At 34.6% G+C, this 14,287-nt stretch carries 14 protein-coding genes; 11 read left to right on the top strand and 3 right to left on the bottom strand.

Annotation, left to right across the window (positions count from 1 at the left end):
* Positions 1 to 33: 33 nt before the first annotated feature.
* A complete protein-coding gene (locus AAG068_RS15150; RefSeq protein WP_342714875.1) occupies positions 34 to 651 on the bottom strand; it encodes a TetR/AcrR family transcriptional regulator in 618 nt (205 codons plus the stop codon).
* A gap of 171 nt (positions 652 to 822) precedes the next feature.
* On the opposite strand from AAG068_RS15150, the gene AAG068_RS15145 reads away from it, so the two are divergent.
* The 5 genes from AAG068_RS15145 (at position 823) to AAG068_RS15125 (ending at position 4,737) form a co-directional block, all read left to right on the top strand.
* Positions 823 to 2,004, top strand: a complete 1,182-nt coding sequence (locus AAG068_RS15145; RefSeq protein WP_342714874.1) for a YhgE/Pip domain-containing protein — start codon at positions 823 to 825, stop codon at positions 2,002 to 2,004.
* 181 nt (positions 2,005 to 2,185) lie between these two features.
* Positions 2,186 to 2,620, top strand: coding sequence for a ferritin-like domain-containing protein (locus tag AAG068_RS15140; RefSeq protein ID WP_342714873.1), 435 nt, complete (start codon positions 2,186 to 2,188; stop codon positions 2,618 to 2,620).
* 233 nt (positions 2,621 to 2,853) lie between these two features.
* On the top strand, positions 2,854 to 3,315 hold the full coding sequence (locus tag AAG068_RS15135) for a DUF2691 family protein (RefSeq protein WP_342714872.1): 462 nt from the start codon (positions 2,854 to 2,856) through the stop codon (positions 3,313 to 3,315).
* A gap of 26 nt (positions 3,316 to 3,341) precedes the next feature.
* Positions 3,342 to 3,854 carry a GNAT family N-acetyltransferase gene (locus AAG068_RS15130; protein WP_342714871.1) on the top strand — a complete coding sequence of 171 codons (513 nt, stop codon included), beginning with the start codon at positions 3,342 to 3,344 and terminating at the stop codon, positions 3,852 to 3,854.
* A 4-nt stretch (positions 3,855 to 3,858) separates the two neighbouring features.
* Positions 3,859 to 4,737: an aminoglycoside phosphotransferase family protein gene (locus AAG068_RS15125; protein ID WP_342714870.1), complete on the top strand. Its 879-nt coding sequence runs from the start codon at positions 3,859 to 3,861 to the stop codon at positions 4,735 to 4,737.
* A 51-nt stretch (positions 4,738 to 4,788) separates the two neighbouring features.
* Here the strand turns inward: AAG068_RS15125 and AAG068_RS15120 are convergent, their stop codons facing one another.
* The gene (locus AAG068_RS15120; protein WP_342714869.1) at positions 4,789 to 6,597 is read right to left on the bottom strand and encodes an S-layer homology domain-containing protein; all 1,809 of its coding nucleotides are present in this window, start codon (positions 6,595 to 6,597) and stop codon (positions 4,789 to 4,791) included.
* 242 nt (positions 6,598 to 6,839) lie between these two features.
* Between AAG068_RS15120 and AAG068_RS15115 the strand changes: the two genes are divergently transcribed.
* From AAG068_RS15115 to AAG068_RS15100, 4 genes are all read left to right on the top strand, one after another.
* Positions 6,840 to 8,168: a YjiH family protein gene (locus tag AAG068_RS15115; protein WP_342714868.1), complete on the top strand. Its 1,329-nt coding sequence runs from the start codon at positions 6,840 to 6,842 to the stop codon at positions 8,166 to 8,168.
* 347 nt (positions 8,169 to 8,515) lie between these two features.
* Positions 8,516 to 9,103 carry a GNAT family N-acetyltransferase gene (locus tag AAG068_RS15110; protein WP_342714867.1) on the top strand — a complete coding sequence of 196 codons (588 nt, stop codon included), beginning with the start codon at positions 8,516 to 8,518 and terminating at the stop codon, positions 9,101 to 9,103.
* 330 nt (positions 9,104 to 9,433) lie between these two features.
* Positions 9,434 to 10,066, top strand: a complete 633-nt coding sequence (locus AAG068_RS15105; protein WP_342714866.1) for a YdcF family protein — start codon at positions 9,434 to 9,436, stop codon at positions 10,064 to 10,066.
* Positions 10,067 to 10,220: 154 nt separating this feature from the next.
* Complete coding sequence (locus tag AAG068_RS15100; protein ID WP_342714865.1) at positions 10,221 to 11,369, top strand: acyl-CoA dehydrogenase family protein; 1,149 nt, start codon at positions 10,221 to 10,223, stop codon at positions 11,367 to 11,369.
* Between the two features lie 196 nt (positions 11,370 to 11,565).
* Here the strand turns inward: AAG068_RS15100 and AAG068_RS15095 are convergent, their stop codons facing one another.
* Positions 11,566 to 12,036 (bottom strand): DinB family protein, encoded by a 471-nt coding sequence (locus AAG068_RS15095; protein WP_342714864.1) that lies wholly within the window; start codon positions 12,034 to 12,036, stop codon positions 11,566 to 11,568.
* Between the two features lie 69 nt (positions 12,037 to 12,105).
* Here AAG068_RS15095 and AAG068_RS15090 point away from each other — a divergent pair, with 69 nt between their 5' ends.
* The gene (locus AAG068_RS15090; protein WP_342714863.1) at positions 12,106 to 12,834 is read left to right on the top strand and encodes an ArsR/SmtB family transcription factor; all 729 of its coding nucleotides are present in this window, start codon (positions 12,106 to 12,108) and stop codon (positions 12,832 to 12,834) included.
* 146 nt (positions 12,835 to 12,980) lie between these two features.
* On the top strand, positions 12,981 to 14,126 hold the full coding sequence (locus tag AAG068_RS15085) for a stage II sporulation protein P (RefSeq protein WP_342714862.1): 1,146 nt from the start codon (positions 12,981 to 12,983) through the stop codon (positions 14,124 to 14,126).
* Positions 14,127 to 14,287 lie beyond the last annotated feature (161 nt).

The following is a 14,287-nucleotide window of genomic DNA, read 5'->3' as shown; positions in this document are numbered from 1 at the left end:
ATATAGTGGATGATCTTTTGTTATATAGCTGACTTATTTCTTTAAACCAGCCGCATAAAAAGGTCCATGAACTGCGATTGTTGATAAAATGCGAGCAATTTCCTCTGGTGTTTCTTTTTGCCCGTTATTTAACCATTGCTGAATAACACCAATATGAGCAGATGCCATATAAGAAGCTAGATATTGGCTTGGGACAAGTAAATTCTCCTTATTAATGAGAGCACCATTCGTATCTTCAAATATTGTTTTCCACATAAAGTCTTTCAGTTTTGTTTGGAAAGATAAATCTCCTTTTGGACTTAATACAGCTTTCATAAAATCACTATTTTCATTTAGAAATTCAAGAATAGAAGTGATAAGTATAAACGGCATTGTTGGGGAAGGATTTGACCCAAGATCAGCAATCACTTCAGGTAATCTCTGTTTGGCAATGCTAGAAAATTTATACATAATTTCTTCTTGGCATTTCGTCATTAAATCAAATTTATCTTGATAATGCGCATAGAAAGTACCGCGATTAATGTTTGCTTTCGTTGTAATATCTTTCACTGTAATGGCGTCAAAACCTTTTTCTTCAATTAATTCGACCAATGCATTTCGTATGGCAGTTTTCGTACGAATAACGCGTAAATCTAAATTACTATCACGCAAAGTACGTCCCTCCTTCTTTTTAGCCAACACATTTCAAAGATGTGTCTTATAACCGACACATTCACGATTTTTGATTATTGTATAAGGTTTAACTCGAACATATAATTCAAAATATAAATAAACAACACGTTGTTGGTTATTATAAATCAAATGTAAGGGGGAGAAAAGAAAATGTTTAAAAATAAACTTTTATTGTTATCACCAGTTATTGCACTACTTGTTGTTTTTATTTTTTCATTAACGTTATTTCCAACTGTTCAACCTCAGCCGAAAAACTTGCCAATCGCAATTGTAAATGAGGATCAAGGAGTAGAAATTCCGAATCAACCGAAGATGAATATGGGGCAAACGATTGTTGATAATATGAAAAAGACATCAAAATCAGAGGAAGAACCTGCAGTGAAGTGGGTAGAAGTGAAAAATAAAGAAGCAGTTCAAAAAGGCTTAAATAATCAAGAGTATTACGCAGCGTTAGTTATTTCAAAAGACTTTAGTACAAAACAAGCATCATTACGAACATCACAGCCATCTTCGCCAGAGGTAGAAATATTCATCAATCAAGGAATGAATACAGCGGCTTCAACTATGGCAGGACAAATGTTAAATGGGGTAGTTGATAATATGAACAATACTGTTCGTACACAACTATTAGAAGGATTGAAAGCAAAAGGAGCTACATTAACAGCAGATCAAGTTACAAATGTAGTAACACCGATTGCAAAGAAAGTGACAAATGTGAACGAAACCGGCAAAAATAGTGCGAACGGTAACTCGCCGATGTCTTTATTTCAGCCGTTATGGATTGTAAGTTTAGCGAGCGCAGCAATTATATTTATTGCGATAAGTAAAATGCCAGTAGGTACAAGAAAAGAAAGCTTCGTATTAAAATTAAAACAAATCGTAACAGGGGCTGTTGCGACACTGGTCATTGGGTTCGGTCTTACATGGATCGCGGATGGTATGGTAGGGTTAAATATTTCGAACTTCACAGATACGGCACTGTTTCTGTCTATTACATCGTTTAGTTTCTTCTTAATGATATCGGCGGTACTTTCATTAGTTGGATTAAAGGGAATCGGTGTATTCGCTCTCTTACTATTCTTCGGGGCGCCGTTATTATCGTTAGCACCAGAAATGTTGTCGCCATTTTATCAAGACTGGGTGTACGCATGGTTGCCAATGCGATTTATGATTGAAGGGCTTAGAGAAATATTCTTCTTTGGAAAAGGGTTAAGCTGGAGTACACCTCTTACTGTGCTCGTTTGGATTGGTGGAGTAAGTATGGTTATTATTTTAGCGACTGCTTTCAAACGTAGTGTAGGAAAGGAACATAAAACGGGATTAAACGCATAAAATCAAAAAACGTTTCACTAAGAGTGAAGCGTTTTTTGATTTTTATTAGCTTATAGGGAAATCAAGTAGGATAGGTTTTTCTATATTTTAAAGGGAATAGAAGATGCGGTATCATTTTATATACATGCTCCTGCTATTTCAAATTGCATAAAATGTTATGTGAAATAATGGAGGGGATACGATGTATATTTCGAATTATTATTATTGGTATAGGCAAAATGATAAGCTGATTCGTGATATTGAGAAAGCTATTAATGGAGAATTTAGTGCCATAAATTGCTATGCAAAATTAGCTAACATGGCTCCAAATGCGACGGAACGAAATCAAATTCTTGAGATTCGTAACGATGAAATAAAGCATTTCCATCATTTTGTACAAATCTATACAAATTTAACGGGTCAGCAGCCGAAACCACAAATTACGGAAGAATGTCCGAATACGTACTTACAAGGATTAGAATTCGCTATACAAGATGAACAGAAGACAGTAGATTTTTACTTGGAAATTTCAGATGAAACATCGGATGCACATCTGAAAGAGTTGTTGCGCAGAATAGCTGCCGATGAACAAAATCATGCGGTGTGGTTTTTATATTATTTTGTGAAGACGAAGTGAGCATTAAGAATGAATGGCTGATGTGATGAATATATTAGAAATTATTTTAAAGTGCAGTGCAACAATTGCATGAAAAACTCAAATATAAGCAGAAAGAAACCGTTTCATAAGTAGTGGGACGGTTTTTTTCGCGGTGAAATACAAGTTACATAGATATCGATAAATTATAGTAATTGAATTTGGTATATAATGTATGAAATAAAAACGAAAATAAATAAGCTAGGAGCAAATAAATGAAGAGAGGAATTACAGTAGATATTCCAAATGAATATGATAATTTACTTTGGAAAGTGTTAAAGCCGATTGATATTTCTTCATATGATTGGTGGGTAGGGAATGAGGAGTCATACTTAATAGCACGTGGTGGATTGGATGAGACATTATTTCCAGATGAACCAAGTATAGTGGAAGGATCAGATTTGAAAACTTTATTTAAAGACAATATATATTATGTTATTTTTGCAGATTTAAAAGCGTATTCAAAAGGAGAGGAAGTAGTAGATATTGAAACATATGAAGAATTTAAAGAGAGTAAGTGTGAATTAGTTTTACTAGTTGCGGATTGTACATACGTCATAATTTACGCTAAAGATCAAAAAAAGATTGAATTGATTTATGAAAACGCAAGGAATCAAGATTATTATGTTGAATACGTTACAGACGAAAATGACGGTAGAACGCGATTATCAGTATGATAGTAATTTGAAAGGGGAACAGCAATATGGAGAGAAATACAGTTAAAGAATATACAATTCGAACTGCTACTGAAGAGGAAAGTGATAGCATAATTACTCTATTAAAAGAAGTAGCAGAGTGGCTACAACATAAAGAAGTGGACCAGTGGCAGTATCTGTTAGGCGGAGAGGCTACAGCTGAAATACTAGAAGGTATAAGAGAGAAATATACATATGTGGTTACGAAAGGAGATGAAATTGTCGGTACGGTTACAGCATCTCCTAAACAAAATGATTGGGATGAACATATCTTTGGTAAGGAGGAAGTTTCAGATTCTTTATATATTCATAGATTTGCAGTGAAACGAAAGTATAAGGGGAATGGAATCGGAGAGTTGATTTTACAATGGATAGACGCGAATGTGCACTGTGACAAAGAGTTTTTGAAACTAGATTGTGTTGGGCATAATCGTACGTTGAATGATTTTTATAAGAGAAATGGCTTTGAATATGTTGGAAGCACAGAAGGACTTAGTAAGTTTCAAAAGAGAAGGGGGTAAGTGGATGAATCAATTTCCTACTGCTTTAGTTAAAAGGTTGATAGAGGAACAGTTCCCTGAATGGGCACATTTAGAAGTGAGACCTGTAAAGTTTAGTGGGCATGATAATAGAACGTTTCATCTAGGGGATGAGATGAGTGTAAGGTTGCCAAGTGATGCGGCATATGCACCACAAGTAGAGAAAGAAAATAAGTGGCTACCTCTATTAAGTAAGGAACTTTCTTTACCAATTTCTACACCACTTGCGAAAGGTAATCCATCTGAAGCGTATCCATGGCCTTGGTCTATTAATAAGTGGATAGAGGGGGAAACAGTTACGAAACAAAATGTTCGTGACTTAAATGGATTTGCAGCGGATTTAGGAGCATTTTTATTAAAATTACAATCCATTGATGCGAGTAATGGACCGATCGCTGGAGCACATAATTTTTACCGAGGCGGGCTTATATCTGTATATGATGAAGAGGCGAGAGGTGCTATCAAAAATAATAAGGACGTTTTTGATGAAACTGTATTAACGCACCTTTGGGATGTAGCACTTCAGTCAACGTGGAAGCATAAACCAGTTTGGGTTCATGGAGATGTTGCACCAGGAAATTTACTCGTTAAGGATGGAAAGCTTTGTGCCGTAATTGATTTTGGTATTTTAGGAGTAGGAGATCCAGCTTGTGATGCAGCGATGGCATGGACATTTTTTGATAAAAGTAGTAGAAAGGTATTTAAAGAAGTATTGCAAATAGATGAAGAAGCGTGGAATAGAGCGAGAGGATGGGCACTTTGGAAAGCGTTAATTACATATGATGCGAATAAGACTAGTGATAAGATAGTTGCAGAAGAATCGTATCGTGTCATTCAAGTGATTGTGGATGATTATGGACAGTAATAGAAAAAGCCTATTTTGAATCATACGATCAAAATAGGCTTTTTTATATGATTAATCGATACTTAAAGCTTTTTTACCCATTTGATTATAACTGTGCTCAAATCGGGATTTTACCATTGGCTGGTCTTTTTTACCGTCTAATGGGTCATTATAATAAATGTTACGATCATCTACACCAGTTATTATAATAGTATGTGCATTTCTGTATCCATTTACGGTTTTTCCTTGAGGTGTTTTCCAAGTTTGTTCTAGTTGTGGAGCAGTTATTCTGGTTCCTACCCACGCTACAACTGGTTTACCATTACGTACATAGCTTTCTAATACAGAGAAAGCCTGTCCTGTTAAATCTGTACCTCTTGCATGTTTATCAAGTAATTGTTTCAATGGTGCCGGGTTAATAGAGTAACCATAACTTATTCCTCTTACATCACCAACGAATCCGATGTCTGGATCACCCCAAACTGAAATTTTCCCATCTCCTGTAGTCTGGCGTCGAGTTGTATCAAATGGCATCTGATTAGCAAAGTCTACTTTATTTAATGAACGTCCTGTATAGTATTCTAAAAGCATTTGTAGTGAAACAACTGCACTTCCTTTTTGTAGTTCCGGCAATTGATTAATGGCAGGAACATTTAAGAGGAGCTTTGGACGCAAGAGATAAGACATGTTTATCCATTTTGGTCCTTTATCTGTACGAATTTGTACCCATCCGCCATCTCCCATAGCTAATTCTTCGATGCCGCCTTGTGGAGCATACTTTCCAGATATTTTAGAAGAAAAATTAGGGCTATCGTAAGCGAAAAATGTTCTTGGTATGTATGTTAGTTCTTTTCCCTCACCCTCTTTTAAATATGGATTCATCCATTGAAGTCCTTCGCTAGTGCGAATTTTTAACCAGATGCTATTTTCTTCAACGACTGTTACAGTTTGAGGGGAATATTTACCAACCACGTATCCTGTTCTTGACGGTCTATCAAAGGTAACAAAGTTTTTATCAATGTATACTTGTTTCTCTTTTAATGGTGTCCACTTTAGTCCATGATCCGTCGCAATTTTAATCCATCCGTTTTCAGATTCATCGAATACAGTAACGGTTTGTGGTGCATATTCAGCAAGTATACCTGAATGAAGAGAGGTTTCAGGATAAATAAAATAATGTTGTTTCATAGTAACTTGCTTTAATTTAATTTCTTTATCTTTCGATTGGTCTGTGCGAGCAACTAAACTTGCAGCTTCTGCACGGGTAATCGTGTTATCTGGATACCAATGACTACCACCATAGCCCAGTGAAATACCAAGAGCAACAAGAAGATTGGCGGATTTTTCACTCCAATGTCCTTTTAAATCTCGGAATACAGTAGGTAGTTTTTCAGTGGCTTTTTTGTCTAAGTTATATGAATGAACAAGCATAGAGGCCATAGCGGCTCTTGTTAGCTTTCCAGAAGGTTCAAAATTCCCATTACCAACGCCTTTAATAATCCCAGCTTTTTCTACTGCAGCAATATAAGGAGTAGCCCAATGTTCTTGAGAATCTTTAAATGATGGCTTTGCTGAAGCGTCTATTTGTAAGTTTAATATTTTTGCCATGATAATTGCGGCAGAAGCTCTATCAATTTCAAGATTAGGTCCAAATGTACCGTCTGGTAAGCCAGACAAGACTTTTTTCTTTACTAAATAATCAACGGACGGCTTTGCCCAGCCAATAACATCAGGAAACTGATAGTAGTCTTCGTCTTCGTAATTCCCCAACTGCACATTATTTTTTTGCGTTACAGTTTCACTCACAGCTAAAGAACTAGATGGAGCGATGATAGCACCAAATAGTAACGCACTTGCCATAGTTATTTTTATTGTTTTCAAATTCCCATTCTCCTTCTATTTTTATGTAGATTAATTTAAAGAGTAAATTGAAAAAAAGAAATGATTTAGTTACAAAATATATGTTTAAAATGAGTATATGTAACATATATGAAAGATATTATATGATAATTTTTGGAGACTGACAATAAAAAAGTAAGATTATTGCTTGTATAATTTTCAATTGAAAAGAAGGGATTCAATGTAATTATACAGAATATTTAGATAAAAGGAGCTGTCGAATTTTGAGTGAAATTGAATTAAAAAGAAATGTAATTAAGACAGGGAGTGAGAAGAGGATCATTCTTCGCTTTATACTCGCTAGTCTAGTTGGGGTGTTTATGTTTTTCGTACCAGTTACGATAAATGGTGCTTCATCCATTATGATCGATCATATCGTATCATGGATTCGGACTTCGGTTCCGAGCGTCGTACCTTATTATGCACTACTCGTTATGATAGTGGGTGCGATTTATCCGTTTTATACGAAGAAATGGAATGCATCTCTCGTAGACATTTGTTTTTCTATTTTAAAAGTAGTTGGCGTCGTTTTTGGTGTATTATATTGCTTGAAAGTAGGGCCAGCGTGGTTCTTTGCACAAGATGTAGGACCGTTTTTGTATGAAAAACTAGTAATATCGGTAAGTTTACTCGTTCCAATTGGTTCGGCTTTTTTAGCATTATTAGTCGGGTACGGATTACTTGAATTCATCGGTACGTTTTGCCGTCCCATTATGAGACCTTTATGGAATACACCAGGACGGTCAGCAATTGATGCGGTTGCTTCTTTTGTGGGGAGTTATTCGTTAGCTTTATTAATTACAAATCGCGTGTATAAAGAAGGTAAGTATACGACAAAAGAAGCAGCCATTATTGCTACAGGTTTTTCTACAGTATCCGCAACATTTATGATCATCATCGCAAAAACATTAGACATTATGCATTTATGGAATGTTTATTTTTGGACTACTCTCGTTGTAACATTCATCGTAACTGCTATCACCGTAAGAATCCCACCACTTAGTAGAAAACCAGATACATATGTAACAGAAGAAGGGTTCCCGGAGCCTGTTTATAAAGAAAAAATGCTAGAACGTGCTTGGGAAGATGCGTTAGAGGTATCAAAGTCTGCACCGAGTATTATGAAAAATATTGCAGTGAATTTAAAAGATGGTTTTATTATGACAATGGGAATTTTGCCATCTATTATGTCAGTAGGATTAATTGGTATCGTCTTAGCGAAATTCACGCCAATATTTGATTGGATCAGTTATATTTTCTATCCGTTTACATGGCTATTACAATTACCAGAAGCAGAACTAGCTGCTAAAGCCGCATCCGTTGGTATCGCAGAAATGTTTTTACCTTCTCTTTTAGTTGTAAGTGCACCACTTGTGACAAAGTTTGTCATTGCGGTTGTTTCGGTATCATCTATATTGTTTTTCTCAGCTTCCATTCCTTGTATTTTATCGACAGACATTCCTTTAAAAGTATCAGAACTTATTATTCTCTATGTACAAAGAACGATATTAACGTTACTTATTATTACTCCGATTGCTTATTTGTTGCTTTAAAGTTTTTAAAAGCGGTGTATTCCCATATCACTATTAAGCTAAGAAAATCAAATATCCCCAGACGTGAAAATATACAACTATCACGTCTGGGAATATTTTTACTTATCTTTCGTATATGACGTAATGCTTCTTAAGAAGATTCCTAATCCTGCAAAAAAGAATCCTAAGCATAATAAGCTGCCTGGTGTTCCCCAAGTAATTTGATCTAGCATTTTTATCCCCTCCCGTTTTATTATTATATAGCATTTATTAGGAATTATCAAAATTTTCCTTTTCAGATATATTCTATTATTCTTATAAAAGGTTTTGTTTTTGTATGATATAGTAACAACAAAGGGGGTTTACAAATGGAAATGATTCACGAAAGAGCAAAGTTACGGTTAATAGATAGTGAGGATGTCGAAACTTTGTTTTCGATTATAGAAGGAAATCGGGATATTTGGGCGTATTTAATTTCTAAAATGGATAATGTTCAAGATATGCAGCAATATGTGCAAAAAGCGATAAAGGGTTATGGAAGGGGTACTGAAATACCTTTCGTTGTAGTGGATCAACAGACGAATACGATTGTAGGAAGTACACGTTTATATAATATTTCAGTAGAAGATAAAACAGTAGAGCTAGGGCAGACTTGGTATCATCCAAGTGTGCAACGTACGAGTATCAATACAGAGTGTAAGTATATGCTTCTTCACTATGCTTTTGAAAAATTGCATATGCTGAGAGTACAAATTAAGACGGATGCAAGAAATGAAAAAGCACAACGAGCAATTGAACGTTTAGGAGCAGTTAAAGAAGGTGTGCTTAGAAATGAAAGAAAATTACCAAGTGGTCATGTGAGAGATGCAGTTGTGTATAGTATTATTGGAAGCGAATGGCCAATAGTGAAAGCTTGTTTATTGGAAAAATTAGAATTGTATAAAGAAAAGTTATAATTCGTGTTTTGAAAGGTATATTGTTCGTAATACATGAAAAATATACCTTTTTTCTTACAAAATGCTACTTTATTTTAATTACTTTTGTTTCATCGTTCCCTTCTGAGAAAAAATTCGTTACAATGTAATTGTATGGTAATAAACTTATGAATTTAAAACATGTAATGAAAACCGCAAATGAAAATGAATTGATAATCCTCAATTTTAAATGAAAACCCTTTTATACATAGATAACAAGTAAAGTTCCTTCTTTTAAATAAACTCAAACAAAACGATTTGATATAAATGTTTTTTTATAGAAGTATGGATGATGTACGGAGGCAATTACAAATGAAAGAAAATAAGAAAAGTAAGAAAAGACGAATCTTTCAAGTATTTTTACTAATGATTTGTTCTGCTATTTTATATGTAAGTTATGCAGCTTACGATATTTGGAGCTATCGTTTTAAAACAGATGATAGTATGAAAACGGATGCTGGTATCGTACTAGGAGCGGCTTCTTGGAACGGAAAACCATCCCCTGTATTTAAAGAAAGAATTAATCATGCGATTTCTTTATATAAGAACGGAAACATTAAAAAGATTATTTTTACGGGTGGTACAAAGTTCGAGGCAGAACTTGAGGAAGCGCGTACTGCAAGAGTATATGCAATGAAACAAGGTGTAAAAGACGAAGATATTTTAATTGAAACAAAATCCCTTTTTACTGAAGAAAACTTAAAGAATGCGAAGGAAGTTGGAATAGAGAACGGAATACGCACATACACGATTGTAAGTGATCCACTTCATATGAAACGCGCAATGAGAATCGCAAAACATATTAATATTGAAGCGTATGCTTCACCAACGCCGACATCAGCATATAAAACGTTAGACACAGAAATTCCATTCTTCTTTAAAGAATTATTCTCGTATATTGGATATGTAACCTCTTTGCCATTAAAGGCATTGAAGGGAGACTAACATAAGAAAAGAACCTATCCTTAAATAGGAACTTTTCGTATTAGTCAAAAACATTGTATTTTTATCGGAATAGTGAAACAATAAAGAGGTAGCTTCATATAATCATAATGAAAAAGTGAGCGGTTGATGAATCGAACATAAAGGAGATTATAGTATGGCACTCTCATTTGTTGAAACAGAAAAACAATCTTTCATTATTGCACAAATAAATAAATTGATTCCGGAGTTCATGGAAAGGGAGCATCAACTAAGTGAATTAGGATCATTTCCGTATAAAAATATAAGTGATTTGAAAGATATCGGATATACGAAATTAACGTTACCGAAGGAATTTGGTGGTAGTGCGATTTCTTTATATGACTTCGTTTTATTTCAAGAGAAAATCGCGGAAGGCTGCGGAGCTACTGCATTATCGATTGGCTGGCATCTTGGCATTGTGAAAGAGCTAGCGGAAAATCGCTCTTGGAATGATGAGATGTTCAAATGGTTTTGCGAAGAAGTGCGTAACGGTGCACTCTTTAACAGGGCAGCAACAGAACCAAAAACAGGGAGTCCGACGCGTGGCGGTAAACCAGAAACAATAGCGGTTCAACAAGGCGAGAAGTGGGTTATAAACGGAAGGAAAACCTTTACAACGATGGCGCCAATACTTGATTATTTTATTATTTCAGCGAGTATGGAAGGCCGAGAAGAAGTTGGTGAGTTTGTTATTCCAAGAAACACGCTCGGTGTATCCATTGAAGAAACGTGGGATAGCGTTGCGATGCGAGGGACTGCTAGTCACGACCTTGTCTTACAAAATGTGGAGATAGAAAACCGCTTTTTTACAGATATAAAGGGCGGAAAAGTGAAACAAAAGGGTATTGGCTGGTTGCTACATATACCAGCATGTTATTTAGGAATTGCACAAGCAGCAAGAAATTATGCAGTTCAATTTGCGGAATCATACAAACCAAATAGTTTAAATCATTCTATTAGTTTATTGCCGAATGTTAGAAGATTAGTTGGAGAATTAGAACTTGAGCTTATGCAAGCTCGCGTCTTTTTATATCAAATTGCAAAAAAGTACGATGAGGCAGAAGATAAACTATCACTGCAAGCGGAATTAGCAGCAGTGAAATATGCTGTAACGAATGCGGCAATATCAATTGTAGATAAAGCAATGCGCATCGTAGGGGCCAAAAGTTTATCAGAAAAAAATCCGCTTCATCGTTACTATTTAAACGTCAGAGCAGGATTACACAATCCGCCGATGGATGATGCAACACTATCTATGTTGGCAGATGCGGCGTTTCGGTCGTAGTTTTTAAAGCTTACATTTTATTGTTTATGGATATTATAGTTGTTTCGAAAGCACGGGTTTGATTACTAATCAAACCCGTGCTTTTTATGTGTACGACGTACCAAATTGAGATGAGATTTTTAATAGAAATTGTTATCATGATTTTGGATTGTTATTGGCTGAAAAAATATTTATTGTAATGTTCGTTTGGCAACTTTTAATCCCAAATTAAAGGTCTTTCCAAGTTTACCATTCGTAAATATTGTAAAAACTGACCTGCATGGACCGCATCATGATAGGCAATTCGTAATAGCATGTCGCCTAAATATCTTTGATAGCCAACATCGCTTCGATCAATAAGGGTTGAATCTAGCTCGGCTATGCTTATTGATTGTACATGTTCTATGAAGTCAGTAAAGTATACTTGTGCCCATTCAATTTCTTTTTTTACACAAGTAATTGGCTCGTCATCATACGGGAAATGTATATCATGTATTGAGCCGTTGTTTTTTAAAATCATATGATAGTAAAAAGTTGAGCTCCATACATGACGAATCATTTCACCAAAGGACATAGCCTCATGATCAGGTTTCCAATTAAGAAAATTGTCAGGAAGAGAATTCCATAATTTTTCTGAGCGCCTTCTCGTTTCTTTCAAATTTAATATACTAAGATCAATTGCATTCATAATACATTCTCCTTTACTATTAAACTTAAAATAATTGTATCAGTTTAATAGTTAGGGTATCATCGAAATATGAATGTATATCCGAATATCTCATATATAGCTAAACTAATTGCTGAACCTACAAGAGCAATTATCTTAGATTGTTTAATGAATAATCAGGCACTACCTGCTAGCGAATTAGCTTATATGGCAAAGGTGTCACATCCAACGATTAGTTCTCATCTTTCTAAATTAGTAGAGGGGAATCTACTTACAGTTGAACAACATGGTAGACATCGGTACTATCGACTTGCTAATCAAGAGGTAGCAGAAGTTCTTGAAAAGTTAGGAACAATCGCGCCAACAGTTCAAGTTCGGTCTTTAAAACAATCGGATCAACTAAAACAAATTCGTTATGCTCGAACTTGTTATGATCATCTTGCAGGCAGACTCGGTGTAGAGATAACCGAAAAATTATTAGATAAGGAATTTATCATTTTAGAGAAAGGAGAATATATTGTAACGGAACAAGGTAAGCGCTGGTTTCTGAATTTTGGAATAAATATTGAAACGGCAGATATAAAGAGAAGAATATTTGCAAAACCTTGTCTTGATTGGAGTGAACGACGCTACCATATTTCTGGTTGGTTAGGATCTGCAATAGCAAAAGTATTTTTTGAACAGGAATGGATTACAAAAACAGATAAGAATCGGGCTGTTCATCTTACAAAAAAAGGTATGAAGTTCTTGAAAGACCAATTAGGCATTAACATGGAAAATAAAAAAGTCCATCAAAATGCAATGCCTCCTGTCGAGTAAACGGCATGAAATAACCTGAGTTCTATATTTATATAGACTCAGGTTATTTCATTTCTTTTAAAATTTTTGAGACAATTCTATTAAATTAGTAATCATATTACTTAAAAATTATGCGTAAGAATATAGTAAATGAAGGGAGATATAAAATGAATAAAGTGAAACTGAAAGTATTAAATGTAAGATATGTAGTGGTATGTATTTTATTCACGATTATATGTATCCTCACTTCATTCTTCATTTCTAGTAATTCTAGCGTATTTAAATCATATTATATGAATCAGTTATTAGGAACGAATTCTACTAAAGGTCTTATGTATATGATAGGAAGTGAAAATCGTTATTTTGCAGAAGAGTTTCATAAAGAAAAAGGACGAGCGTCTTTAGAATCTTTTTTACTATCACTTTCTACAAACATTAATGTAAATGATCTCCGAAGTTTATTAACTCGAGAACTTCCTAATATGAATCAATTTTACTCGGAAATATTAATTGCTGGGGAAGGAACAGATTATACGAACATTCCTGAAGAATCTAGTATTCCTTTAGATAAAATTAAAGATAAAGGTACTGCTATTGAGTACCCAAAGAGTGAGAAAGAAAACAATTCTACTGGTGAAAATTCAAATACACAAAATAACAGTGAAAATAAAGTTTTTATTTATCATACACATAGTTGGGAATCGTTTATTCCTCTTATTCCAGGTGCTACTGTACCCGATGATGCTTCCAGTACAAATAATGAAGTGAATATTACGTTTGTTGGAAACTATTTAAAACAAAAATTAGAAGAAAAAGGAATAGGTGTTTCGCATGATACGACAAATATGAGGGATTTTCTGCGAAATAAAAATTTAAATTGGGCTCAGTCTTACAAAGGATCCCGTCAAATATTACAAGATAAATTAATGCAAGATAAAAATATTATGTTTCCAATGGACCTTCATAGAGACGATGCACGAAAAAATATTACAACAAAAAATATTAACGGAAAAAATTATGCTCGGCTCTATTTCATTTTAGGGCGAGAGAATCCTAACTTTGAAAAAAATAAAAAAATAGTAACGGCAATAAATTCATATTTAGATGAGAAGTATTACGGGTTAAGCCGAGGGATTTTTATTAAAGATCGTAAAAGCGGGAACGGAGTATATAATCAAGACCTTTCTCCAAATGCATTACTTATTGAAATGGGAGGGGTAGATAATACACCAGAAGAGTTGTATGCTTCCGTTGATGCATTAGTAGAAGCATTTAGCCACTATTATAATGAAGTAACTAAGAAAAATAACTAAAATAAAAAGGAGTGACACTTAGTCAGAAGTGCTAGGGGGTTACTCCTTTTTTGTAGAATATAAAATCACCAATAGGTGTTAGTAGTTAAAAAATCTTTCTTTTCATTCTTCTTTTTATAGTTTTATAGGAGAATGCTATGCTTCTTATTTCACCTACTGTA

The organism is Bacillus paramycoides (genome assembly GCF_038971285.1).
Taxonomy (GTDB): domain Bacteria; phylum Bacillota; class Bacilli; order Bacillales; family Bacillaceae_G; genus Bacillus_A.
Note: the sequence above shows the minus strand (reverse complement) of the source record. Positions and strands in the feature narration are given on the sequence as shown.